This window comes from Glaciimonas sp. PCH181, assembly GCF_003056055.1.
Lineage (GTDB): Bacteria > Pseudomonadota > Gammaproteobacteria > Burkholderiales > Burkholderiaceae_D > Glaciimonas.
Genome location: NZ_PYFP01000001.1, coordinates 1,776,354 through 1,798,956 on the forward strand (window position 1 = coordinate 1,776,354; position 22,603 = coordinate 1,798,956).

The following is a 22,603-nucleotide window of genomic DNA, read 5'->3' on the forward strand; positions in this document are numbered from 1 at the left end:
CTCACTCATCTTTACTCTTCGTGCTTTTCTTCAACCACACTTTTTTGACCCGCTAACAAATCGCGGATTTCGCCGAGTCGCTGAAAAATACTAAATGCCAAAATCCATAATTCACTAATCACGCGCCAGATTAGCAACCCAAAAAATAACGCTACCAGCGCCAATAATCCACGCCCAAAACCACCGCTGGTAAAAATGCTGACGCCGCCGCCAACGATGATAACGACAATGCCGATCCAATAAATCAACTTGATTAGGAACGGGGCTATCAGTTGTTCAAAGCCCAAAAAATAAGATAGCTTCGTGATTTTTGTTTGCTTAGTGGTCATCTTGAAAATCTCATTTTATGCATTCGATTAATAAACCAGGCTGACAGAGCCACCGCCGCAATTAAGATCCATCAAATTAACGTCGACGACACCCAGATGAATGCCGAGTTGTGTGAGTAGTCCGGATAGAGCGCCACCTAAACCGTTTAGTAAATTGACGACTAGTCCGAGCACCGTCAACAAAAGACTGCTGGGTTGGCCGCCAGTACCAGGAGTATCGGGAATGGTGCTAGCGACACAAGTAGCGGCGGATGAAAATATGCTGCATGGCCCAATAAGGCCTCCTAATATGCCACCTAAGAGATTTCCCAACGAGTTCAATAGCCCCCCGACCAGAGTGCCAACGCTAGCAAGTAAGTTTCCGCTCCCTACGCTATTTACGAAAGTTTGCAATACTTTTAACGCTCCGTTGGTGTAATTTAAAACGCTATTTGCAGTATTGCCAATCGAACCTAATAATGCTGTTGCCAAGTTATCGCTTGTCGTAGTCGATCCCGCACTAAGAACGGTCCCGAGCAAAGAGTTGAGCAGCGCACTCACAGTGGTACCAATTTGTAACCCGTTATCTTGCGTCGATAATGTTTGGTTCTTAATCAAGGTCAATGGAGGAGCATTATTTGGTAGCGCATCAATGGTGATCGGCTTGCTTACCAAAGTCGTCCCAAGCAACGATACCATCGGATAATCTGTCATATTGCTCTTACAAACACCTTGGGTCGAGAACACCGTTTTAACAATTAAGGGATCATCAATAGGAGGCGTCGTAGTACTAGTCGCACCATTGATCCCGCCCACACAAAGACTAACAAGCGGCGCTTGGACTGCGATCTCTGCCTGATCATTTCCACCACTATCTTTTGTCGTGCATAACTTGGTCAATGTACCCATCCCATTAACCAGATCAATGATGATGGGCAAATCAACATTTAAAACGGCAGGTAAGCTTGCCTTAATGCGTGCATACAACCGAACCTGCGCCGTGTAAGCAGTGGTTCCTAAACCACCAATACCGATAGATGGCGGTTCCACGATTCCCATCTGTGCACTAATGGATACGAGTGGCGGCAGCGAGATTCCTACAGCGGTTTTACCAAAATTCTGATTATTAGCAATCCCAATTGCGGTACTCACAACATTCAACGCACTTAAACTCGCATTTAATGCCGATTGCCCATCAGCCGCATTCAATGTCAATAAACCACCGCGCCCACTTGCGTCAGATAACAACGGCACCTTTAAACTAAGTTGTGACACACTCAGCCCAAGTGCGCTGACAAGATTCTGTTGTCCACCGACAGTAGAAACTGCGCCCAGCAATGCCTCTAATGTGCACACTCCAGCACTGCAACCGCTGGTCGTCAACTGCAAGATATTTCTGACAGTACCAACATCTGCATGCAACGGTATCTCAAAACCCAAAGCCTTCAACAACCCACTGGGTGCCACTGATACGCTGGCTAACCCCTTGTAAGAAACCAGCGAAGTCCCATTAATATTCAACCCCAAAGCCGACAGCAGACCAGGCACCACGCCCCCCTTTACTCCCAACAACTCAGAACCCACAGAAAACGCAGCATAAGGATCCGACACCGAAGCAATTGCCTGCGCGACCACTATCTGCGGCCTCAGACCAAAAAATCCCGACACATTTGCAGAGACGATCACTTTGACTGCATTAAAATTAATGGTCGCTTTTGGCGTCCCAAAATTTTTAGCCAGCGGCGCTTCATACGTCTGAACTGTTGACAATGCTGGCGTCGTTTGCGGATCCCATCGGCCACACGTAGTTGCTATGGTATTGGTCGAAACATTTGGAGCAACGATCGAAAAATTATTTAAATTCGCATTAAAAGTTGCCGCCGGCCCTGCAGCACTACAGTTAAATGCCGCTTTAGACAGTGCTTGCGCGCCCGCCAAAGCGGCTAAATCTGCGACTTTCTGCAAGTCCCGCTTTTTATAAAAAAGATAGCCAATATCAATCGCCGAAAGCAAAATTACGATAATCGACAAAAAAATCGCCGCCATCACGAATATGCCGCCCTGCTGACGACCTTCACGGTCACCCGTATGCCGTTTTACTGGCAGCCGGGAATGCGCAGAGAGAAGAGAAAGTAAATGCATAAAAGGTGGCTTAAGTATGTCGATCAGATGGGGTTATCGGACGCGGATAAAACTCAGTTTGAAGCACTCTTCGCTACTTTATTTTCAAAAAATTCTGGCAACGGGTGCTTGAAACTCTCCAGATAACGCTGATAGCTGGCATCGGCGGCAGCACCTAACATTGGCAAGCGAGGAGCGGCAACGCGGCCATCCGCCTGCGCCTGCAACAAGGTACGGGTCACGTCGCCAACACGTGTTCGGGGAATTGCCTGCTCCGCTACAGGAGTCGGCGCTGGCGCTGGCTCTTGCACAGCTGCTGCAGCGACCGGAGCAACCGGTGGTTCCACATAAGCAGCGGCTTGCGGCGGTGCGACCGGCTGCGTCGGCGCAACGTAAGTAGCACGCGGCGGCGCAACAGGCGCTGGCGTAGTCATCGGTGCCTGCGCCATATTGCCGGTCACAGGCTGATTACTTTGCGCCTGCAACGCAGGTAAAAACCCCATCGTCAGCAACGCAAATAACGTCACATTGCGCGTCAGGACCGATGTGGAGCGAAGAGTGTGTTGGGCTTTCATTTTTTGCCTTTGAAATATTAAATATCATCGTTGCGACCATCATGGCCGAGGGCCGAACTATTACTGCTTATCAATGCAACGCCAGCATCAACTACCCGAACTACCATTGCCAAACCGGTCCAGTAACGTCTGAAAACGGGTCGTAGGCAGCTCTATACTCTCTGTCGGAGTCGAACGGGCAACGTTCGCCGGCTTCTGCTGCTTTGGAGTCTGTGCCGCGAGCGGTGTCGCTGCGGTCGCTGGTGCGGAAGTTGGCGGACGACTGATCTTAATTTGGTCAGCCAACAAATAAATCGCAACGCGACTATCAGGAGATATTTTGCCTTGATCCATCACTGCACCAGCTTTTTTAAAATCACCGGATACCAGCAATAGCAAAGCTAGATTGGCAATAATTTTACGGTTGTCTGGTGCCAGTTCGGCGGCCTGCGCTAACGGGACGCGCGCGCCATTTTTATCGCCGCTACGCAACAATGCAAATCCCAAATCATTCAACATGATCGGATTGGTTGGCTCGCGTTTCGCAGCCGCCTGCAGCAGCGGCACGGCAGCACTAAAATTGCCGCTTTGGCCCGCCAACAATCCCAGCCCATGCCACGCAGCCGATGCCTCAGAAGTTTTTAGCAAACTGCGATAGACGACTTCCGCAACTTCCGGTTGTTTGGTTTCTCTTAACGCATCGCCCCGCAAACGTTGTACCTCCGGCTGCGAACCAAATTGCTGCTCGAACGCGTCGATATGTGCCAGCGACGCAAAGAACAAACCTTGCGCCTGCATCTGTTTAATCAAGCCTATATACATGCCTTTGTTATCTGGCTTCGCGGGTGTATTTTCTGCCTCTTGCCGTAATTGTGCGGCCTGATTTTGCTCCGTATATAAGCGTGCAGCTGAATCAGTAGAGCAGCCGGAAACAGCCATAGCAATCGCAAATATTGGCAGTACACACTTTTTCCAAGCGTTGCCTTGCTTCGTGCTTGCCACCTCAAGATGCAAAATGTTGTTCATACATTTCCCGCTATTTTTGTCAATGCACGGATTACTGCGAGAAAACCGACACCACCCGTAATGATCAGCAAACCCGGCAACAAGGTCAGCACCATGACGCCCGTCATCTTGACGGTGAGCTTACCTACGCGCTCTTTCATATCGAGCTTACGTTGCTCGCGAATACGCTCGCTGAACAGCTTTAACGGTTCTTGGACCGCCCCGCCATGATGCTCAACCTGCACAATCAAACGTGCTATCGATTGCAAATCTTCATTGTCAAACACAGTCGAGAACCGCCGCATCGATTGTTCACGCGTGCGTCCGGCGCGATACTGGCGCGAAGCAATGGCGATTTCTTCGCCCAACACTTGCAACACATTACTGAACTCGGTTTCAATCACGTGAAGACTCTGATCGACCGACAAACCAACGCCTTGCAGCAAACGTAATAAATCGATCAGCAACGGCAATTCTTCAGAAACTTTACGTCCGCGTTCGGCGGCAACCCGCTGCATTACCCATTTCGGCAACATATAACCAATTGCCAGTCCAAAAAACATAATCAGCGCAAAACGCATCCAAGTAGAATTTGCAAGCAGAAAAAAGCCACACAGCGGAAAGAAAATTGCCAGAGTCATACGGGCCACAAAAAATTGCGCCTGTCCACGTTTGTCATTAACGCCGCATTGATCCAGCAAATGACGATCTTCTTCAGCGACCAGTTGCCGACCAAATGGCGTATCAACCCAATCCGCTCCCATCGCCACGATCCGATCCTGCCATCGGACGCTTTTGGGTTCAGGCTCCAGCATGCCTGTAGCACGTTCATTCGCTGCGATCTTTTGGTCAACGGTATTGAGATTTCGCTTGAATCGCCAACCTCGCGCCAACAACGCCCCACCAACCAGGAACGAGGCCGCAGCAATCAATAAGATCGCCAGAATAACCAATGTGTGTTGTGTTGCGCTCAACGCCATCCCCTCTGTTATAAACTTACGCAAACTTTCCCGACACCAAACTTACCCATCACGTCTACCAATACAATCCACCATAAATGTGAGAAATTTCGGAGATGATCGTCATAAATAAGTCGTCCAAGTCAATATTGCGTAAGTCCTCATTTGATCCAGCAGTTACATCGTCTTTGCTAACCGATATAACCAAAAACCACCGACTATTTGTAGTATCACGGCGCCGATCAACATTTTTTGTCCGATAGGATCGTTCCACATCCCAACGAACATATTGTTATTAAAAATCACTAAAAAGATCCCGATCCCGATGGGCATTAATCCCATGATCCAGGCTGACAACCGGATTTCAGCAGATAACGCTGATAGTTCCTGACGTGAATGCGCCAAATCTCGCATGAAGGCTCCCATGCGGTCCAGCACCTGATCTGAACGGCCGCCAAAACGACCTGCTACACCGATTACCGTTGCCACCAGTTCCAATTCCTTAAAACGAAAAATAAGGGCTTCCCGCGACAAGGCATGCTCTAAATCCACCCCTGCCTGAACCTGACGATTCGCACGATCCAGCACTAGGCGTAACGGTCCATCGACACTCACAATGGCCGTCTGAAATGCCGAGCCGATACTGTTCCCTATCGTTACCAGTCTTACTAACGTATCCAGAAATCCCGGCAATTGCCGCACCATAGTGCGTTGTAATTTCGACGTTTTTAACCAAAAATGAAAATTCAGTAACAGCACATACAGCAGAAACGTTCCCAACGCCGAGAAGAACCCACCGAATAAACCTGCCACTACAATCAACACCACGCCCGGAAATATCAATTTCAAATACAGCTTGCTCGAAGGATCTTGTATGCCTGCGCGTAAAAAGAAATACCGCAATGCTTCCGTCTGAAAACGTCGAACGACCACATCCTGCGGACCAGCCACGACCGCTGAACTCCTCTGCCTGTCCTGAATCTGTTGATTGGCAAAGGCGGCGCTGAGGTCTTGCCGCACACGCCCCGCTGCGCGTTGCCATAACCACATCGCGGCGGCGGCCAGTACTAATGCGATCGTGATGAGCCAGAGTGCCGGATGCATGGTTAACGCCTTTCCGGCAGACCACCACCGGCGTAAGGTTTGGCGTTACCCGTGCCGCTTTGCTGCCCCAACTGACGTTGACGTTGTAACTTCGGCGAATGCGGAAAGATACCTAACGAAACCCAGCGATCAGCCTCTTCGCCATCTGGCGAAATGAAGCTTTCATGACGATACAGTTCTTGTAACGTAATCATGTTGTCGCCGACACCAGTGACCTCTGTCACCGAGACGATCCTGCGCCGACCGTTGGGCAGTCGCCCGATCTGCACGATAAAATCCAACGCGCCTGCAATCTGACGCCGCAAGCTGGATTCACTGCCTTGAAATCCTGCAAAACCTGCCAGCATTTCAATCCGATACAAACATTCACGCGGTGAATTGGCATGGATAGTTCCCATCGAGCCATCGTGACCGGTGTTCATTGCTTGCAGCATTTCCAGCACTTCAGCACCACGCACCTCACCGACGATAATGCGGTCCGGACGCATCCGCAAACTATTGCGGATCAAATCGCGAATACTGACTGCACCACTGCCTTCAAAGCCGCCGAGACGCGACTCCAATCGCACCACATGCGGATGATTCAGGCACAACTCAGCCGTATCTTCGACGGTCACAACCCGTTCGCTATCGGTGATAAAAAATGCCAGCGCGTTGAGTAAGGATGTTTTACCGGAACTGGTTCCACCAGATACCAGAATATTGCAACGTGCTTTTACCGCATTCTCAAGCAACGTATATATCTCTTGATTCATACTGCCGAGATTGAGTAAATCGTTCGGCTTCAACGGCTCTTTCCGAAACTTCCGGATCGATACCATTGGCCCGTCTACAGACAACGGCTCAATCACCACATTGAGTCGTCCACCGTCAGGCAAACGCGCATCAACCATCGGATTCGACTCGTCAAGGCGGCGTCCTAACGGGGCCAGAATGCGGCGCACGATACGCAGCAAATGCGCGTTATCGGTAAAGCGTAAGGTCTCGCGCTGCAACACGCCATGGCGTGACACAAACACATGGTTGTACCCGTTAATCAGAATATCTTCGACCGTCATATCCGACAGCAAATCTTCCAGCGGCCCCAATCCTGCCAACTCCTTGGTCAACGCATCAGCGATCTGGCGAACTTCGCTCTCATTCAACGGAATGCGTTGCAGTCGAACAAAGCCATCCACATCCAGATTAACGAATTGCTGAATCGCACTGCGTGACCAGCGGCCGAACTCCGCCCCTAACTCTTCTATGCGTGTCAGTAAATGATCGTACGCCGCGGTCTTGATATCCTGAAATTCCTGTGTATTGGAAAAAGTCTGGTCATCATCTGCAAATTCAATCTCGTTGCTCACGGCTTTATCTCCGGTCTGTTATTCACGGCCATCATTTGGGGTTCTTTCATCGGCTTCGTCGTGCAAACCGTCTTTGTTATCACGCTATTTCCGTAGCAGCATTTTAGGCAGCCATCCCGCCAAATTAAGGCCGCGCAAAGGCGAACTCACTCCAGCAGGTTCAGTCAACTGATCTATCAAACCTTCAACCGCACGCACATATGCATCCCGCGGCGCAACTTCATGGAGTAACTTTCCCTCATTTGCACTGGCAGTGAGTTTGCGCGTGCGTTCAGGCAAAACTGCGACTAACGGCAATTTGAAACGCTCTGCAATCTGGGTAGCGGCCATCCCGAAACGTTCGTCGTAACGGGTCACTATCAGCTGGCGTTTCTGGTCGCTGGGCGGCACCGGCTCTAACGCCTTGACCGCATCGGCCAGAGACACCAACGAACCAATACTCTGATCGGTAACCATCCATACATGGTCGGCCGCACCGGTCAGATTGGCGACAAATTCCTGATTCGAAAAACCGCCCAAATCGGCAATTAGTACATCGAAATACATCCGCAACCGATCCAGCAATGCCAGCGCGCCGTGATGCGATACCGTGCGCATATCACTCAAATTTAAAGGCAACGAAATCACCGTAACGTCACCTGCACTGCGCGCCAACGCGGTATGCACCAGCGTTTCATCCAATCGCCGCAGATTGCGTACCGCCTCGGCAAAATCAAAATTTCCACTCGTGCTGAGATACAGCTTGCCGTCTCCCGCTGGCAAGCCCAAATCAAGTAATCCGACCCGACTTACCCCCGCACCGGGTTTAGTTGTATTTTTAGGTTGAATCCGACGTTGAAGCAAATCCGCCAGATGCACCGCTAAGGTACTGGTTCCGACACCGGGACGCGCACCCAGCATGGTCACTAACTGACCGCGTTTTACCGGTGCAGGTATGTCCACCACCTTCTTGGTCAGCACACGTTGAATAACTTCCCGCGCATCTTCTGACGCCGCACTGATATCGATAAAGTCGCTGACCCCTGCACGCCAGGCGGCTAATGCTCCTTCGGGATATGCCATAGTACCAATGGCAACCAGCGGCAAAGCAGGGGCAGCAGCGCGTAAGGCCTGCGCGAGTTCGATGGAGCGTGCGATCACCGTCGCGCTGTCCTCCGCACGCGAAGTTGCACTGCCATCTCTTGCCCGATGACCAGAAAAATCTAATAGAACCAGCAAGGGATTGAGTTCGATAACCCGCGGCAAAAGGATCGCCAAATCGCAATGCTCTTGCCAAAGGACGCCCCATTTTCCAAGCGTATTACCCAGCCATTCTGCTTGTTCGTTATTTTCAGAACACAACACAAAACGGCTTAATGCCGTCATTTCATTTAGGGCTGTGCTGCGTGAATTCATGATGTGATCCAAAAATGTCCTAGCCTGTCCTATTCTCTTTCAATCGTTACTTTGAAAATCCGGGTACTTCATCGGCACCTGCAACGCCCATCAAATAGCTACCCCAGGCGTTGCCAGGTGTATTGCGGCGTTCCTGATCTTCACCGGGCAATGGCAACGGAACATTTTTGGCAATTGGCTGGACGACGTGCGGCGTGACAATAATCACCAGTTCTTTATCGTCCTGGCTATAACTCAGATTACGGAAAAAACTGCCTAGGATAGGAAGATCACCTAGTAATGGAATTTTTTTCACACTGGATTTAGTGGTGCGTGACACCAATCCGCCAATCACAAAACTTTCACCATCACCCAGTTCAACTGTCGTGTCCGCACGACGCGTAGAAATAGCCGGTATCGATATACCCGCTACCGCGATGGCATTGCTATAGTCAATTTCGCTGGCCTCTGGCGCGACTTTTAACGCGATCCGGCCTTTGGAAAGTATGGTTGGTGAAACAGTTAATCCAATCCCGAAAGGCTTATAAACAATCGTCGTCGTGCCAAGGCCGCCCGATTGCGGAATCGGTAATTCACCACCCGCCAGAAAACTTGCGCTTTGGCCCGATAATGCAGTCAGCGATGGTTCAGCTAGCACGCGTGCAAGTCCGTTGCCTTCAATTAACTTTAAATTGCTGCTTAGGTTATAGCTGCCGCGGTTAAAAGTGGTCAGCAAATTAAACGCTGAAGAGACGGTAGACAGGCCGCCGTTAGAAGCCAGATTGCTGCCTAACTGAAAATTGAAATTACCGCGCTTCAGACCAGCACCAAAATCAAAACCAACTTCTTTTAAAACCGACTTGCTAAACTCCACAATCTTCACATCGATCTGGACCACACCGCTGGTGTCGATGGTCGCGATATCGACGACCTTCCCTTTGCCAACAGCATCGGCTGCTGCCGCCACACTGCCGACGTGCGCCAGCGTTGAAGACGCCTGCCCGCTGATCACGGCGGCATTCCCGCGTACCTGAATATCAGCGCCGCCTTTTCCGGCGAGGGCGGCTTGCATATCGCCAGCGACTTTCACGCGCCAGACAATCGGAGAAGCGCCTTTTGACCATACAGTGACCGTAGTGTTACCGGCTTTTTTCCCCACCAAAATAACGCTACCACTCTTACCGCCAGAACCACGCACCATCAGGACATCGGCGACTTCGGGATCGGCTACGGCAATTCGCTCAAGACTTCCTGCAACAGTCATACTCTGCTGTTCGCGCATTCCCAAACTAATCTCCGTGGACGCTGCTATAGGCGCAGCGATTGAAACCACGGGAACCATTATCGCGCTCAGCGCCAACGGCAAAACTGTGTCGTATATTTTCATGAGTCGCATCTATTCTGTTATTGATCTGGAGCCAACTAGCGAAGACTGGTGGGTCAAAAAGCCACGGATTCGCGCTGTACGCCACGAATTACCTCGACGGTATTTCTGTTGTCACCGCTGCCGGGAGACCTCAAACCTGTTGCTGGCGCTACTCGTCGTGGTGATATAACCGATGGCGATTTAGCACCGCCGGATAATCCGGTTAACTCGACGCCTGCAAATGCCTGATTGTCTGGTGCCCCAAGTGTCGCAATCTGATCTCGCGTCAACCCGCTTTTACCGCCGAGCACTGCTGGCGGCGCTGGGAATAACGCGACATCAGGCATACTTATATCGGCTGGATTACGTAGCGCTAGCATTAACTTGCCGTTTTGGGTCGCGAGCAATAGTCGATTCACATCCGCTACCGGCGTCGCTAACACTGCAGTGCGCGCTGGTTGTTGGGGCTGCTGACCGGCCTGATTCGCCTGGCCTGCCTGGTTCGGTTGCGCCGATGTGGTAGCTGCATTACCCTCCGCCCCACTGCTGCCACTGCTGCCTATAACAGCCGAACCATAAGAGAGCACACGCAATTTTGCCAATAGCAAACGTGACTGCGTTTTATCAAGCTCCTGACCTTGTTTCAATGTAAAAAATACGTCTACATAATCACCGGGTTGGACCCGATTGCCAGCACCGACGATTTCGTCGACCGGAACCGCAACTGCACGCTCCCCATCCGCCAACTTCAACGCCAATCCACTTGCCAGCAGAGTGTCGGTTATCGGCGTACCAGCACCAATTACAGCCATCGGTATTTTGCCAACGGTCGCATTCACCTGCGTGTAAGAACCAGCAGGATTAATAGGCAATTTCACCAATTGAACATCAGCGGCAGTAATTTCCTTGCCGGCATCCAGACTATGTAACGCAACCACCACGGGATAAGTAGCGACCTCAGTGCTAGCCGCTGCAACTGCCGCCACCGGAGGGCTGCGGCCCAACCACCATGCGGCAAACGCAAGCACAAGCGCAGCAATTACCAATATTGATGCAATAATTTTTGTCAGATTCATGGGAGATGCTCGGGGTAAGGTAAAACTGCCGGATTAATGTGATGGCTAAAACGGGAATGTACTTTCAGTACCAGCGCGGCTGCTTTTAGTTAAGTTGTACAGTCGCCGAACTCCCTAATGTAGTTGGCACAGCAACGCTCATTAGCGAACCAAGTAATAAAGGCACTAAAGGATTGGTACTGTAGGGATAGGAAACGGTTACCTTGACACAGGCAACAGCGACTGCAGGTGCAGCGGGTATATAACAATTCGGGATAATAGAGGGAACGCAGGCCACAACCGAGCTATCTAACCAACTGACAGTCTGTTTCGCGACGTTGCACGCGGTTACACCACGTGGATCGGGTGTAGCAGGAATAGTGGGCACCGTGGGTACGGCAACATAACGCAATGCAGCCCGTGCACCTTCCGCAGCGGCAAGTGTTAATGATTGTTGAACGACAAAGATTAAACAATAAGTAATAATGCCGTAAAGCAATACAAAGAATATTGGGAATACCAGCGCAAATTCAATTGCGGCGATACCGCGCTGCGTTTTTCTAGTTACTAGCTTCCTGGTATCCACTTTATTAATAGCGCCACCGGTATAGTCGTTAACCATTCCCACTCCCTATCTCGGCACACCATTCAGTATGTCCTTACCGATCTACCTCATCTATCTCCCGACAGACGCACGACTAAAATTAAACAAACATAAAAATCTTAAGGTCGCATTCCTTACGTATAGCGTACCTCCATCAATTTCAGTGTTTCAACCACGACCGCAGCGAATGCCAGATACGCAGCGTAGGGAATACCAATACGCGCGCCGCGTTTTATCAATATTTGCCGATAAAAAGGCAAGCTATGCAATCGCATCGCGACAATTTCTAAAATTGGAGCAGCGCCGGATTTCGACACATAAAACACTAACGCATATACACCTGCGCACATCGAGCCTAGTAAAAATATTGGTAACAATACCGTGGGCCCAAGCAGCAAACCTAGTACAGCAAAAAATTTAACATCTCCGGCAGCCATTGCACGTAACGCATACAAAGGCAGGAAAAATATCATGCCGCCAGCAAAGCCAGTTAATCCATCTACAGGGCGTGTACCGACCACTCCATACCCCAATACTATAAAACAGCATAGCTGCACCGCTATCGCCATAACCAACAGCTTGTTAGGTACGCGGCGAATCAAGGCGTCATAAAGAAATATTGCAACACACCAAAGAACAAACAGCGCAAATGACCAAAGACGAATATCCTGCATTTTTTTCTTTGGTCAGTTACGCGTTAAAAATTGCTATCAAAAACTATTCTTGTTAGCTACCAACTGTTGTCAAATGACCGGCAATCCTGGTAAAAACACTAGCTACGTTTGTTCCGAGCGATGTTACCGCCACGATAATCGCCACAGCAATCAACCCAGCAATCAGACCATATTCAATTGCAGTCACACCATCTTCATCACGAAGAAATTTCATTAGTTTCGCATTCATTTTTCTCTCCTAAGATACAACGCACACCGTAAAAATCCGTCTATTGCCCGTAACCAACTAGAACCTTTTAATAAATTGCCCGTAAGAAACTAGACTTTTTAATAAAAATTGCCTGCAACCAACTAAAACTTTTAACTAGAGAATCGAGCAAACAGTTATGCAGATGGGCTTACAAGTTTTTCAACGTGGTATCAGGATAGCTTTAAAAAAAAATTTCCTCAACATAATATTTCCATAAAGCCATATTCATTTTATAAACTATTTTTTTATTAGTTTTTTATATTTTTTTTATATAGAATAGCGGACGTAAAAAAATCTCCATCGGTATATGGATATACAAAAACAAGGTTAAAATACTGCTAATTTGTACTGCCACAGTCTCAAAAGCTAATGCATCGTCACTCCATCTGATAGGAATAGATCGCGTTCACCCGTGGCGATCTGGATGTTGTATTAAAGGGTTTATCGGCCACCGGTTTTGCTAAAGACAAATCAAGGGTGTAATAACGTCCATCAGAAAATCGGGTACCAATTGCGATTGATCCCAAGGTATCGTGCGTTAATGAACCTGCATTTGAATAAACCCGGGAATGATCCACAAGTAAATATGGCTGTACCGTTTTTAGATAAGTTGTACTAATCGGAAATAGGCGATTGATCTCTGCTGAGATGCCCCATCCCTTATCGCCAGCCAACTCTCCCACCGGATAGGCGAGACCAAAAAGTTTGCCGCCGAACCCAATTTGTTCCGATGTCGGCAAGATATTGCTGCTTTGTTGAGCGCTAGCCGCGAACGCTATGCCGAATCCGCCCGGCAATTGATTTGATTGCGCCACTTGCAACGTCGCGCGGGTGAAACCTAAATCGACTTTACTGTTTTCACGCGAAGCACCCAGGCCGTCGATACCTTTATATAAACCGACTGCTATCTGACGGGTTTGCTGCAATTTATCCGGACTTACTTTGACGGCGGTCCAACTGGCCTCGGCACTCAATACACGGACTTGCGAACTTATTTCCACCGACATTGGGGTAGTCGGCACAGAGCGCGTAAAAGTCTGACCATTTTCTGCGGCATACACACCACCGGTCACAGTAAGGTTATGCGTACTATCAAGAATGACCGGATAACTTAAAGCCGCGCCAACACGCACGGTTTTTGTCTGATAACGGGCTTCAAATTGGTCATTCGTCAACGATTGACTCTCCGGCTGTGAACGATAGTCAGACCAGTTCACCTTCGCCAACATGCCGTTCACACCTATCGGCTGAACATAATTGATGGCATAAAATTTCTCATGCAGCGGACCGCTTGGTTGCAAGGTGCTGACCGTGACTTGCTCACCCAGCGGCGTCAGGCCATTTGCACTAGCAGTCAATAACCCGCGAATTCCCGGCTGACGATAATCGGCACCGACACCCGCCGTTATTGGCTTACGTTTAACCGTCAGAATCATGTCCGTGCCGCCATCTGTTGTAGTTGGTGGCGGAACATTGGCGACGATCTGCACGCCAGGCTGCAAACTCAAAATACCGGCCACGCGCTCGAAGGTTTCTTGCCGCAATGGGCGACCTTGCTTAAGCTGCTCTGCAATCGCCTTCAGGCGCTCTTCGCCATTGCCGGGATTACCCTCAACCTTCACCGTTTTGACGTAACCTTCCACCACGGTGACCACCACGACATTGCCCTCAAAACTTTGCGCTGGAATGAAGGCAAACGACAACGGATAACCGTGCTCCCGATACATTGCTGTGACTTTATTTGCCGCTGTCAGCAACTCGGCAACCGTCGTATCGCGTTGGGCAAAAGGCGCGAATAAGGCGGCTATCTGATCGAACGGTAAAGCCGTCACCCCCGCGATCTGAAAACGCGATGGGACCAAATGACTTGCCAGGAGTTTTTCCAATGCCGGATCGACAGCTTGCGGCTGGATATTAATGGTCATTGGCGCGCTTGGTACCGCCTCAGGTTTCGGCAACGCATCCAGCGGATTACCTTGCACCGGACTCCGATTCTGCGCACTGGCTGGTAACGCGCACAGTGCGGAAAAAATGCATAGTCCACCTACCATCACCGCACGGCGCAGAATGCCTTGTTGCCAATATTTGCGTTTGATGATGTTAGTTAGTTTCATACTGCTTTTGCTCTCTATCTTGATTCTTTGAACGGTAACGACGAAGGTAAATAACGCAAGACATACAGCCTGGTACTTGTTCGCCGTTGTCTATGTAAATAACCTGAAAAAATTAAATGCTTCTTTAAAACTGACCAAAAAAAACCTGGCTTGCACCAAGGTTTTTTCCGGAGAAAACAGAATTATTTCGCTGCCACGCCACCAAGTAACGCAGTCACCAGCCCGGTGACAGGTGCCAAAGGACCTGCCCCCGCACCAGTTGCACCACCAAGGCCGCTAGTCAAGCCACCAACCAGACCGGTCACAGGTGCCAGAGGACCAGCACCTGCGCCATTAGCCGCGCCGCCCAAGCCACCCGTCAGACCACTAAGCAGACCAGTCACGGGTGCCAAAGGACCAGCGCCTGTGCCATTAGCCGCGCCGCCCAAGCCACCGGTCAGACTACTAAGTAACCCAGTCACCGGTGCCAAAGGACCCGCTCCTGTGCCGCCGGCCGCACCGCCCAAGCCGCCTGTCAAGCCACCCAGCAAACCGGTTACTGGTGCCAGAGGACCAGTACCAGCACCACCCGCTGCACCACCGATGCCACCGATCAAGCCAAGCAACACATTATTCACCGGTTGCAACAAGCCGCCGGTTTGATTACCCAATAAAGGTTGTGTACTGTTGGTCAGACTGTTATTACCAAGCGCAACGACGGTATTACCGACTGTCGATACGACGCCACCCAAACTACCTGCCACCGGCACGTTAGAACCTGTCAACGTATTCCCCAACGCCACTACGGTGCCACCAACCACACCCAGCAAAGCATTTACCGGTTGATTCAAGCCAGTTGTATTACCGATCGTTTGTGTCAGCGTATTGACCGTACTAGTCAACGGCACGATAGCAGTACTTAATGTCTGCGTTACCTGTTGTACCGGACCGGTCGTCAAGCCAGTTGTCAACGTGCTTCCCAGTTGATTCACCACACCGCCAACCGTGTTGACTACACCACCAAGCGGGGTTGTCAACGGCGCTAATGCAGCCAGTTGACCAGTGCCCAAACCTGTCACCAATTGGCCTGCGCTTTGTACCGTGTCACCAACTTTGCCGACGACACCGCCAACGCTGCCGACCGTTGTGCCGATCGGATTTTGAGAAGTCCCGATCTGACCCAGGCCGCCCGTCACGCCCGCGCCCAACGTTGTCAGAATGCCGCCGGCGTTAGTCACAACACCGTTCAAGCCGGTTTTTGCATCTGTCGGCAATGGCAACTGACTAGTCAACGTAGTACCAATCCCCTGCACCGCAGTGCCGACGCTCGTCACGACCGAACCAGTATTCGATACCAAGTTAGATGTTGGTACGCTGCCGCCTGTACCGCCACCCGGTGTACCAGTACCAGGATCGCCAGTGCCGGGATTGCCGCTACCTGGTCCACCACCGCCAACACTGCTCAAGGTGCCACTGCTACCAGCACAACCTGCTAACAATCCGGTGAGTAATATTGATGCCGCAACTAAACCTATTTTTTTTGATGATTTCATGGTGACTCTCCCTTTTTTTGACGAGACAAGTAATAGCCTGATTGGGAGCTTTTCAGCAAAGAACATGCCAGCTGGAAACCTTCATACAAAAACAATTAATCACGTTTGGAAAGGATCATAAAATATCTAAACCTCATTTAATATCAAGGACTTATAAAAAAAATGAGAATTAACAATGGTTCACAATTGGCGATCAAATCAATCGATGCGACGTTACATGTAACGTAACGCAGGGAACATCACATCCCATCGGTCGCGCCTTAGCCATCATTTGCTGCGGCCCAGATACCTGAAGAAGGAAGACAAGAAAATTGTCCTCACCCTATCGATCGTGCCAGAAGGCAGCGCCATCAAATGAACATGAATATCCAGCAGCTTGGGCAAGGCAAAATTTGAACGAATGATTTTGGACCCGAATCAAATGCGCAATTTGGCATAAAGCGTGCGCAGGATTTTTATTAAAAAAGGGTCAGGAGGGAAAGTAAAAACGACAGACCGCTGAGGAGTCAGTATTCAAGTTGCGCTAACGGTAAGCGCCTTCGATGAGGCAGAAATGACGCTATGCATGTATCGATACCGAATCAATGACCTGAACATTAGGTAATCGTAGTCGGCCTGAGACATACACAGCAATCTGACGGCAAGCGCTGGTTCGGTTGTCGTTCACGCGACAACCGACCATACCAACCGGTCTTCTACAGGCGGCAATCAGATAATAGCAACAAGGACGTCAGGTAAATTACGTAGCTGCTTTACGTGAGAAATGAACAGTCATGCAGCATCAAAACGTCTTGGTTACAGACACCAAAAACGTACTAGCCAACGGATTAGACACATCCGCCACACCTGCTGAATTTAACGCGCCGGTCGTGTAATGCGCATAGATGCCATTTTTAGCCCAGCCTTTGGTGTAAGCGCCGGTCAACGTCCAGCCACCGTCCAGCACTTTTGACAACGCAATCCGCGTGTCCTGAAAGTTATACGCAGAGAAGTTTTGCACCCGTTCAGCACCGTAATGCACCAGCAGATTAATGCCATTACTCAGATCAAAATTGCCGTTGATATCGAGATAGCCCGAGCCACGGCTATTCTTGTTATTGCCCACGCCCAGCGTGTTGCTGTTATAGCCAAAATACGTCGGTGTATAGGTCAGCCAATATTTAACATTCAACCATTTATAGGTGGCCGAGGCGACCGCTTCGCCATAGTTGTATTTGGTTTTGGCGAACGACATTTCTGCGCCAGGATAGACGTAATAATAAATTAAACCGCTGTAAGCAATGTCACCGACTGTGCCGGAATAACCGCCATATAAATCCCATTCGACCGTGCCGTTTTCGATGAAATGATCGCTAACACTAGACATCCAGGTGCCCGCCGACCAACCGCTAGGATGGGTGTAATCCACACCACCCTGAATCGCAGGTTTTCCCCAGGTCTGACGAAAGCCGCGCGATACATATTGCGAGGTCAGCGTGAGATTGGCGCTCCACGGAGACACCGGCGCTGCTGCCGGTGCCGCTGCATCAGCCGCTGGCGCTAACGTGGCTGCAGCTGGCGCGCTGGGCGCTGTATTGGTGACAGTCTGGGCAGATGCGGTGATCTGATAACCACAAACAAGTGTGGCGGCTACATGGCAAAAAACGGCTGAATTTTTTGATCTTTTTAACACAATTAAGTCTCCTCTAAACTAACCCGATAACACCTTGAAAAAAACTCCGAAAGCAGAAACGCCCGAGGTTGCGCAGCACCCCATTGCGCGTTCTCAACGGGAATCTTTATGGCTAATGCGATGAAAAGTGACAAAACCGTCAAATGGACTAAGCCAACATCGGCTAACAAACACCGTCATCCACATGGCGTTTTTTAGCGATGCTGGCCTGGGACTTTTGCTTAAAACAAAACCGCACATGGGCTAAAGCGGTGTGCGGAAATTTCAGGAAATCAGCCTTTTGCTGTGCGCTTGGTTTTTTCCGGATCGTCGAACGGCTGGGTGTGCGCAATGGCTTGCAAAGTGCCTGCTTTTCCACGCACGTCGACCTTTTTGCCGTGCACCGCATACGGTGCGTCGAATCGCGCAATCGCCATCGACCGTTTAGTCAGCCGCGAATACATACCGCAAGTAATCACGCCGACTTGTTTGCCATCTGCCCACAACGTATCGCCAGCTTCGGTCGCTTTCTCGCTATCAACCAACACGCCGAAGATTTTGATCCGTTCTTTGCCTTTTAAACGGAAGTGTTCAGGTGCGCCACGGAACTCGGTTTTATTTGGCGAGACCGTGAAATCAAGACCTAACTCCCACAATGAATCGCCCGCCGGTTCGTCTTTGAACGGATACATCTCGGAATTATCGTAAGGATAGAAGACCAACGAACTTTCGACCCGCACCCAATCAAGCGCGGTAAATGCGCAAGGACGCACACCCATCGCAGCGCCTTTTTCCACGATACTGTCCCAGATATGCGGGGTATCGGCGGCTTTACAGAAAATCTCGTAGCCACGTTCGCCGGTATAACCGGTACGTGAAATCGTCACCGGATGGCCAAACAAACTGGTATGCATGTGATGGAAATAATTCAACTGCCGAATCCCCTGCACGTGCTCGGCCAGAAATTCCACTGCCGCTGGTCCTTGCAACGACAAATCGTGCAAATCGTCATCGAACAATAGCGCAGCATTGCGCCCAACTGCGGCGCTCGCCAGTGCTTCGCCGCCACGGCCTGCGCCATGCACGACCATGAACGCGTTAGGCCCATTTCTAAAAATCACGCAGTCATCGATAAAGTGGCCTTTATCATTCAGCATTGACGCATACACGGACTTGCCCGCATACAGTTTTGAGACATCGCGGGTGGTAGCGAAATCGATCACGCTTTCCGCATGCGGTCCGACGACATGCACCTTCTTCAGTCCGGAGACGTCCATCAGACCCGCTTTGGTACGGATCGCTTCATGATCGTCGGCCAGACTTTGGTTATAGGTCCAGGCGGCACCTATACCATTCCAGTCCTCGAGGTTTGAGCCCAGTGCAATATGCCGTTCCGCCAGCACTGAACGTCTCCATGAATTTGCCATTGATCCCACTCCTTAGATTGAACACGTTAATAATAAAAATTACTAAAATCATGGCCACCAATGCACAGCCCGGCAGCCTTTCTTGCAACTATTATCGATAAATTCCGCATTTCTTTGCCTGAGCGCGCCGTCTGGATTTACACTCCATACCAACGCCAACACGCTCTTTATCTCTTGCTTCAGCCTCTTTCAGACAGGTAAATGCTGATTCTATGATTATCAAAATTTGGCCAGCATTCAACACCTCTTTAGGAGTAATCCATATAGCGAATTGTTTGTTGGGGCTAACGCTATTCAAAATGGGTTCAATGCTTACTGATACGTGTTAATCCGTAACAAGACGTTCAAAGACGTGTACCGCAGCCGCCATTTTTATGCCTCCAGAGATTGTTATCTGGCATGGTGAAATGGCTACATAGCGGAAAGAAACGGACATGGCGTCCTCACATTTTTTGCATTTTGCAAAAGTGGTGATGGGACGGCATCAGATTATTTGCAAAAGCAGGAGACTGAAATTGAGAGCAAATACAGGTCGAAGCGCCGCCATTCCTGCTGATTTTTCCGACAATTTCATTGAACAAAATGCGACCTTGCATCGGCAGATCGATTGGAAAGGCGCGTTTTGGGTTGCCAGCGGCGTTCCGGCGCTGGTCTTATTTTCAATTGGGGCGATTGCGGCGACCGTTGGCAAACCGTCCTGGCTGGTGTGGATGCTATCAATCAGCTTTGGTTTTATTCAGGCTTTCACCTATGCGGAAATTGCAGGATTGTTTCCGCATAAATCGGGTGGCGCATCCATTTATGGCGCGATTGCGTGGGTCCGATATAGTAAGTTTATTGCGCCGATTTCGGTCTGGTGCAACTGGTTTGCGTGGTCGCCGGTGCTGGCGATTGGGTCTGGGCTGGCGGCTGGTTACATCCTCAATGCGCTGTTCGGGCCTGACGCGGCGATCAATCTGTGGCAACTGACGTTGCTGGACTTGAGCTTTATCAAAACGGGTCTGGAATTGCGTATTAATGCGACATTCATCCTTGGTGCGGTGATTTTGCTGACGGCGTTTGGGATTCAGCATGGCGGGATTATGCGTTCGGCTAAGGCGACGATGATTCTGGGCGTGACAGCATTGATTCCGTTGATGTTGATTGGGCTGGTGCCGATCTTGACGGGGGACATTCCGCACGCGAATTTTTTTCCATTTGCACCGCTGGCGCACGATGCCGCTGGCAAAGTGGTTGATGGCGTGTGGGGAATTGAGGGTTGGAAGTTGATGGCTGGGGGCTTGTTTATTGCTGGCTGGTCGACTTACGGATTTGAGACAGCGGTGTGTTATACCCGCGAATTTAAGAATCCTAAGACGGATACGTTTAAGGCTATTTTTTATTCCGGATTGTTGTGTATTGCGGTGTTTACGTTAGTGCCGTTTGCGTTTCAGGGGCATCTTGGATTGGGGCAGTTGATCACTCCAGCGGGGGTTGATGCTGCGGGGTTGGCGACACCGGCTATTTACGATGGGATGCTGGCACCGGATATTTACAGTGGGATGGGAGTCGGGGCGGCTTTGTCGGAGATGTTGGGCGGCAGTAAGTTGATTACGGTTGTGTTGGTGATTATGTTGGTGCTGGCGTTGATGTTGGCGATCATGACGTCGATGGCGGGATCTTCACGGACGATTTATCAGGCGTCTGTAGATGGATGGTTGCCGAGGTATTTGTCGCACGTTAATGAGAACGGTGCCCCGACCAGCGCGATGTGGACGGACCTTTGTTTTAACCTGATTTTGTTGTTGATGTCGGATTATGTTTTTATTCTTGCCGCATCGAACGTTGGCTACATTATTTTTAATTTTTTGAATTTGAATGCGGGATGGATTCATCGGATTGATCGGCCGAAGTGGGATCGGCCTTATAAGGCGCCGACCATTCTGCTGTTGATGGGGGCTTTGTTGGGTTTTGTTAATTTGGCGATGATGGGGATGGGGGCGGATATTTGGGGTGAAGGTACGTTGAAGACTGGTTTGTTATTCGCTACGTTGATTATTCCGGTGTTTATGTTTCGACATTTTGTGCAGGATAAAGGGGTCTTTCCGCAGGCTATGTTGGAGGATATGGATCTGGGAGTGGATGGCAAGGGTCGATCCAGCAACGCTGGGATACTTCCTTACGTTGCACTAGCTGCTGGGGTGGCAATTGTTTATTTCTTTCATGGTTTGTGAGTTTGGCGGGGATGATTTTTAGTTAGTCGGCAATTCAAACGGTATGTTCTCGGTGGATAGTTCACCGGGGTTAAGGTGGCAACGTTCCTCACAAAGGAATGCGGTTTGACAGCCGGCTTGAAACAATGTGCAGACGCTTAACAAAACCATTAGAGAAACCCGTCTGTAAGGCACTCCACCATCTAGCCCTAGCCTCCGCCCGCCTACTAGACGAATACGCCGTTCAAGAATACGAATGGATTACCACCAACAGCCGCGCGTTGGGGCGAGCTCGTCGAACCGACCTAAAAGAAGCCGCCGAATCCTACGCCAACCAAACACCCTCTAAAAGTCCCCCGTCACCATCAAAGGGATAACACCGCATTATTCAAATGTCGTACAACGGATGGCGCAACCACACTCTGCCTGAACGCCACCTCAAAATCAGCCCGAGATAACGCCATCCGAATCCCCACCCCATAAGCCTCCGAAATCGCAGTCGGTTTTGAAATAGCAAGATCAACCCACTCCACCCGCGCATCGAAATTAAAAACAAACGTCATCAATTCCCGCATCTTCGTCTCCAACAACGGCGTATGTGGCTGCTTCGGCCACTCCTCCGTTATCCATCGACAAATCGGCTGATAATTCAAACAATCCTCAATCGTATCTGGAAATGCAGGCGCTATCGCCCGTAACGAAAGATTGATCCTTATCGGCTGAAATTCACGTTCATGATCCCAAATGCCGACACGCAACTGCGTATTAATATCAGCAACCTCAATAGTCCAGGAAATAACGCGTGTGTCCATGTTGACTCTTCACTGGTTATTGCGCGAAGGAACGACCGCGGCCGCAACCGTTACCTTCAACGCATAGTGCATGATGATCGTTATCGAATCGCCTCTGCCAGCAATCCAATGCATCCCGACAAAAGCGCAGCCGCCGACATCACGTCGGCGAA

At 50.1% G+C, this 22,603-nt stretch carries 19 protein-coding genes; 1 reads left to right on the forward strand and 18 read right to left on the reverse strand.

All coding sequences use genetic code 11. The features are described from left to right. Positions 1-11: 11 nt before the first annotated feature. The 17 genes from C7W93_RS08275 to C7W93_RS08355 all read right to left on the reverse strand — a co-directional run bounded on the left by C7W93_RS08275 (position 12) and on the right by C7W93_RS08355 (position 19,447). Positions 12-329 (reverse strand): DUF4282 domain-containing protein, encoded by a 318-nt coding sequence (locus tag C7W93_RS08275; protein WP_108439580.1) that lies wholly within the window; start codon positions 327-329, stop codon positions 12-14. A gap of 27 nt (positions 330-356) precedes the next feature. Next, complete coding sequence (locus C7W93_RS08280) at positions 357-2,450, reverse strand: pilus assembly protein TadG-related protein (RefSeq protein ID WP_108439581.1); 2,094 nt, start codon at positions 2,448-2,450, stop codon at positions 357-359. Positions 2,451-2,503: 53 nt separating this feature from the next. Then, positions 2,504-3,004 carry a DUF3613 domain-containing protein gene (locus C7W93_RS08285; RefSeq protein ID WP_108439582.1) on the reverse strand — a complete coding sequence of 167 codons (501 nt, stop codon included), beginning with the start codon at positions 3,002-3,004 and terminating at the stop codon, positions 2,504-2,506. Between the two features lie 87 nt (positions 3,005-3,091). After that, positions 3,092-4,009 (reverse strand): tetratricopeptide repeat protein, encoded by a 918-nt coding sequence (locus tag C7W93_RS08290; RefSeq protein WP_108439583.1) that lies wholly within the window; start codon positions 4,007-4,009, stop codon positions 3,092-3,094. Continuing rightward, entirely contained in the window at positions 4,006-4,968 is a 963-nt protein-coding gene (locus C7W93_RS08295) for a type II secretion system F family protein (protein ID WP_370446448.1), read from the reverse strand. Before C7W93_RS08295 ends, C7W93_RS08290 begins: the two co-directional genes overlap by 4 nt. 156 nt (positions 4,969-5,124) lie before the next feature. After that, complete coding sequence (locus tag C7W93_RS08300; protein ID WP_108439584.1) at positions 5,125-6,051, reverse strand: type II secretion system F family protein; 927 nt, start codon at positions 6,049-6,051, stop codon at positions 5,125-5,127. Between the two features lie 2 nt (positions 6,052-6,053). Continuing rightward, the gene (locus tag C7W93_RS08305) at positions 6,054-7,400 is read right to left on the reverse strand and encodes a CpaF family protein (RefSeq protein WP_108439585.1); all 1,347 of its coding nucleotides are present in this window, start codon (positions 7,398-7,400) and stop codon (positions 6,054-6,056) included. Positions 7,401-7,484: 84 nt separating this feature from the next. Further along, positions 7,485-8,795 (reverse strand): hypothetical protein, encoded by a 1,311-nt coding sequence (locus C7W93_RS08310; RefSeq protein WP_108439586.1) that lies wholly within the window; start codon positions 8,793-8,795, stop codon positions 7,485-7,487. A gap of 46 nt (positions 8,796-8,841) precedes the next feature. Continuing rightward, positions 8,842-10,161, reverse strand: coding sequence for a type II and III secretion system protein family protein (locus tag C7W93_RS08315; protein WP_108439587.1), 1,320 nt, complete (start codon positions 10,159-10,161; stop codon positions 8,842-8,844). A 53-nt stretch (positions 10,162-10,214) separates the two neighbouring features. Continuing rightward, entirely contained in the window at positions 10,215-11,216 is a 1,002-nt protein-coding gene (cpaB, locus tag C7W93_RS08320; protein WP_108439588.1) for a Flp pilus assembly protein CpaB, read from the reverse strand. 85 nt (positions 11,217-11,301) lie between these two features. Continuing rightward, positions 11,302-11,817, reverse strand: a complete 516-nt coding sequence (locus C7W93_RS08325; protein WP_108439589.1) for a TadE family protein — start codon at positions 11,815-11,817, stop codon at positions 11,302-11,304. A gap of 116 nt (positions 11,818-11,933) precedes the next feature. Beyond that, positions 11,934-12,473 (reverse strand): prepilin peptidase, encoded by a 540-nt coding sequence (locus C7W93_RS08330; protein ID WP_108439590.1) that lies wholly within the window; start codon positions 12,471-12,473, stop codon positions 11,934-11,936. 52 nt (positions 12,474-12,525) lie between these two features. Further along, a complete protein-coding gene (locus tag C7W93_RS08335) occupies positions 12,526-12,702 on the reverse strand; it encodes a Flp family type IVb pilin (protein WP_108439591.1) in 177 nt (58 codons plus the stop codon). Between the two features lie 398 nt (positions 12,703-13,100). Then, complete coding sequence (locus tag C7W93_RS08340; RefSeq protein WP_108439592.1) at positions 13,101-14,837, reverse strand: ShlB/FhaC/HecB family hemolysin secretion/activation protein; 1,737 nt, start codon at positions 14,835-14,837, stop codon at positions 13,101-13,103. Positions 14,838-15,019: 182 nt separating this feature from the next. Then, complete coding sequence (locus tag C7W93_RS08345; protein ID WP_108439593.1) at positions 15,020-16,369, reverse strand: collagen-like triple helix repeat-containing protein; 1,350 nt, start codon at positions 16,367-16,369, stop codon at positions 15,020-15,022. A 781-nt stretch (positions 16,370-17,150) separates the two neighbouring features. Next, positions 17,151-18,044: a TorF family putative porin gene (locus tag C7W93_RS08350; RefSeq protein WP_108439594.1), complete on the reverse strand. Its 894-nt coding sequence runs from the start codon at positions 18,042-18,044 to the stop codon at positions 17,151-17,153. Positions 18,045-18,313: 269 nt separating this feature from the next. Beyond that, positions 18,314-19,447, reverse strand: coding sequence for an aminomethyltransferase family protein (locus C7W93_RS08355; protein ID WP_108439595.1), 1,134 nt, complete (start codon positions 19,445-19,447; stop codon positions 18,314-18,316). Positions 19,448-19,992: 545 nt separating this feature from the next. On the opposite strand from C7W93_RS08355, the gene C7W93_RS08360 reads away from it, so the two are divergent. Further along, positions 19,993-21,660 carry an APC family permease gene (locus tag C7W93_RS08360; RefSeq protein WP_225869870.1) on the forward strand — a complete coding sequence of 556 codons (1,668 nt, stop codon included), beginning with the start codon at positions 19,993-19,995 and terminating at the stop codon, positions 21,658-21,660. A gap of 344 nt (positions 21,661-22,004) precedes the next feature. Here C7W93_RS08360 and C7W93_RS08365 read toward each other — a convergent pair whose 3' ends face one another. Next, on the reverse strand, positions 22,005-22,451 hold the full coding sequence (locus C7W93_RS08365) for a dihydroneopterin aldolase (RefSeq protein ID WP_108439596.1): 447 nt from the start codon (positions 22,449-22,451) through the stop codon (positions 22,005-22,007). Positions 22,452-22,603 lie beyond the last annotated feature (152 nt).

What these genes read in the sequence shown, in the direction of transcription:
- C7W93_RS08310 (WP_108439586.1), bottom strand. Translation starts at nt 8,795, where the DNA reads ATGAATTCACGCAGCACAGCCCTAAATGAAATGACGGCATTAAGCCGT.
- cpaB (WP_108439588.1), bottom strand. Translation starts at nt 11,216, where the DNA reads ATGAATCTGACAAAAATTATTGCATCAATATTGGTAATTGCTGCGCTT.
- C7W93_RS08335 (WP_108439591.1), bottom strand. Translation starts at nt 12,702, where the DNA reads ATGAATGCGAAACTAATGAAATTTCTTCGTGATGAAGATGGTGTGACT.
- C7W93_RS08275 (WP_108439580.1), bottom strand. Translation starts at nt 329, where the DNA reads ATGACCACTAAGCAAACAAAAATCACGAAGCTATCTTATTTTTTGGGC.
- C7W93_RS08355 (WP_108439595.1), bottom strand. Translation starts at nt 19,447, where the DNA reads ATGGCAAATTCATGGAGACGTTCAGTGCTGGCGGAACGGCATATTGCA.
- C7W93_RS08345 (WP_108439593.1), bottom strand. Translation starts at nt 16,369, where the DNA reads ATGAAATCATCAAAAAAAATAGGTTTAGTTGCGGCATCAATATTACTC.
- C7W93_RS08340 (WP_108439592.1), bottom strand. Translation starts at nt 14,837, where the DNA reads ATGAAACTAACTAACATCATCAAACGCAAATATTGGCAACAAGGCATT.
- C7W93_RS08365 (WP_108439596.1), bottom strand. Translation starts at nt 22,451, where the DNA reads ATGGACACACGCGTTATTTCCTGGACTATTGAGGTTGCTGATATTAAT.
- C7W93_RS08330 (WP_108439590.1), bottom strand. Translation starts at nt 12,473, where the DNA reads ATGCAGGATATTCGTCTTTGGTCATTTGCGCTGTTTGTTCTTTGGTGT.
- C7W93_RS08300 (WP_108439584.1), bottom strand. Translation starts at nt 6,051, where the DNA reads ATGCATCCGGCACTCTGGCTCATCACGATCGCATTAGTACTGGCCGCC.
- C7W93_RS08325 (WP_108439589.1), bottom strand. Translation starts at nt 11,817, where the DNA reads ATGGTTAACGACTATACCGGTGGCGCTATTAATAAAGTGGATACCAGG.
- C7W93_RS08285 (WP_108439582.1), bottom strand. Translation starts at nt 3,004, where the DNA reads ATGAAAGCCCAACACACTCTTCGCTCCACATCGGTCCTGACGCGCAAT.
- C7W93_RS08315 (WP_108439587.1), bottom strand. Translation starts at nt 10,161, where the DNA reads ATGAAAATATACGACACAGTTTTGCCGTTGGCGCTGAGCGCGATAATG.
- C7W93_RS08280 (WP_108439581.1), bottom strand. Translation starts at nt 2,450, where the DNA reads ATGCATTTACTTTCTCTTCTCTCTGCGCATTCCCGGCTGCCAGTAAAA.
- C7W93_RS08295 (WP_370446448.1), bottom strand. Translation starts at nt 4,968, where the DNA reads ATGGCGTTGAGCGCAACACAACACACATTGGTTATTCTGGCGATCTTA.
- C7W93_RS08290 (WP_108439583.1), bottom strand. Translation starts at nt 4,009, where the DNA reads ATGAACAACATTTTGCATCTTGAGGTGGCAAGCACGAAGCAAGGCAAC.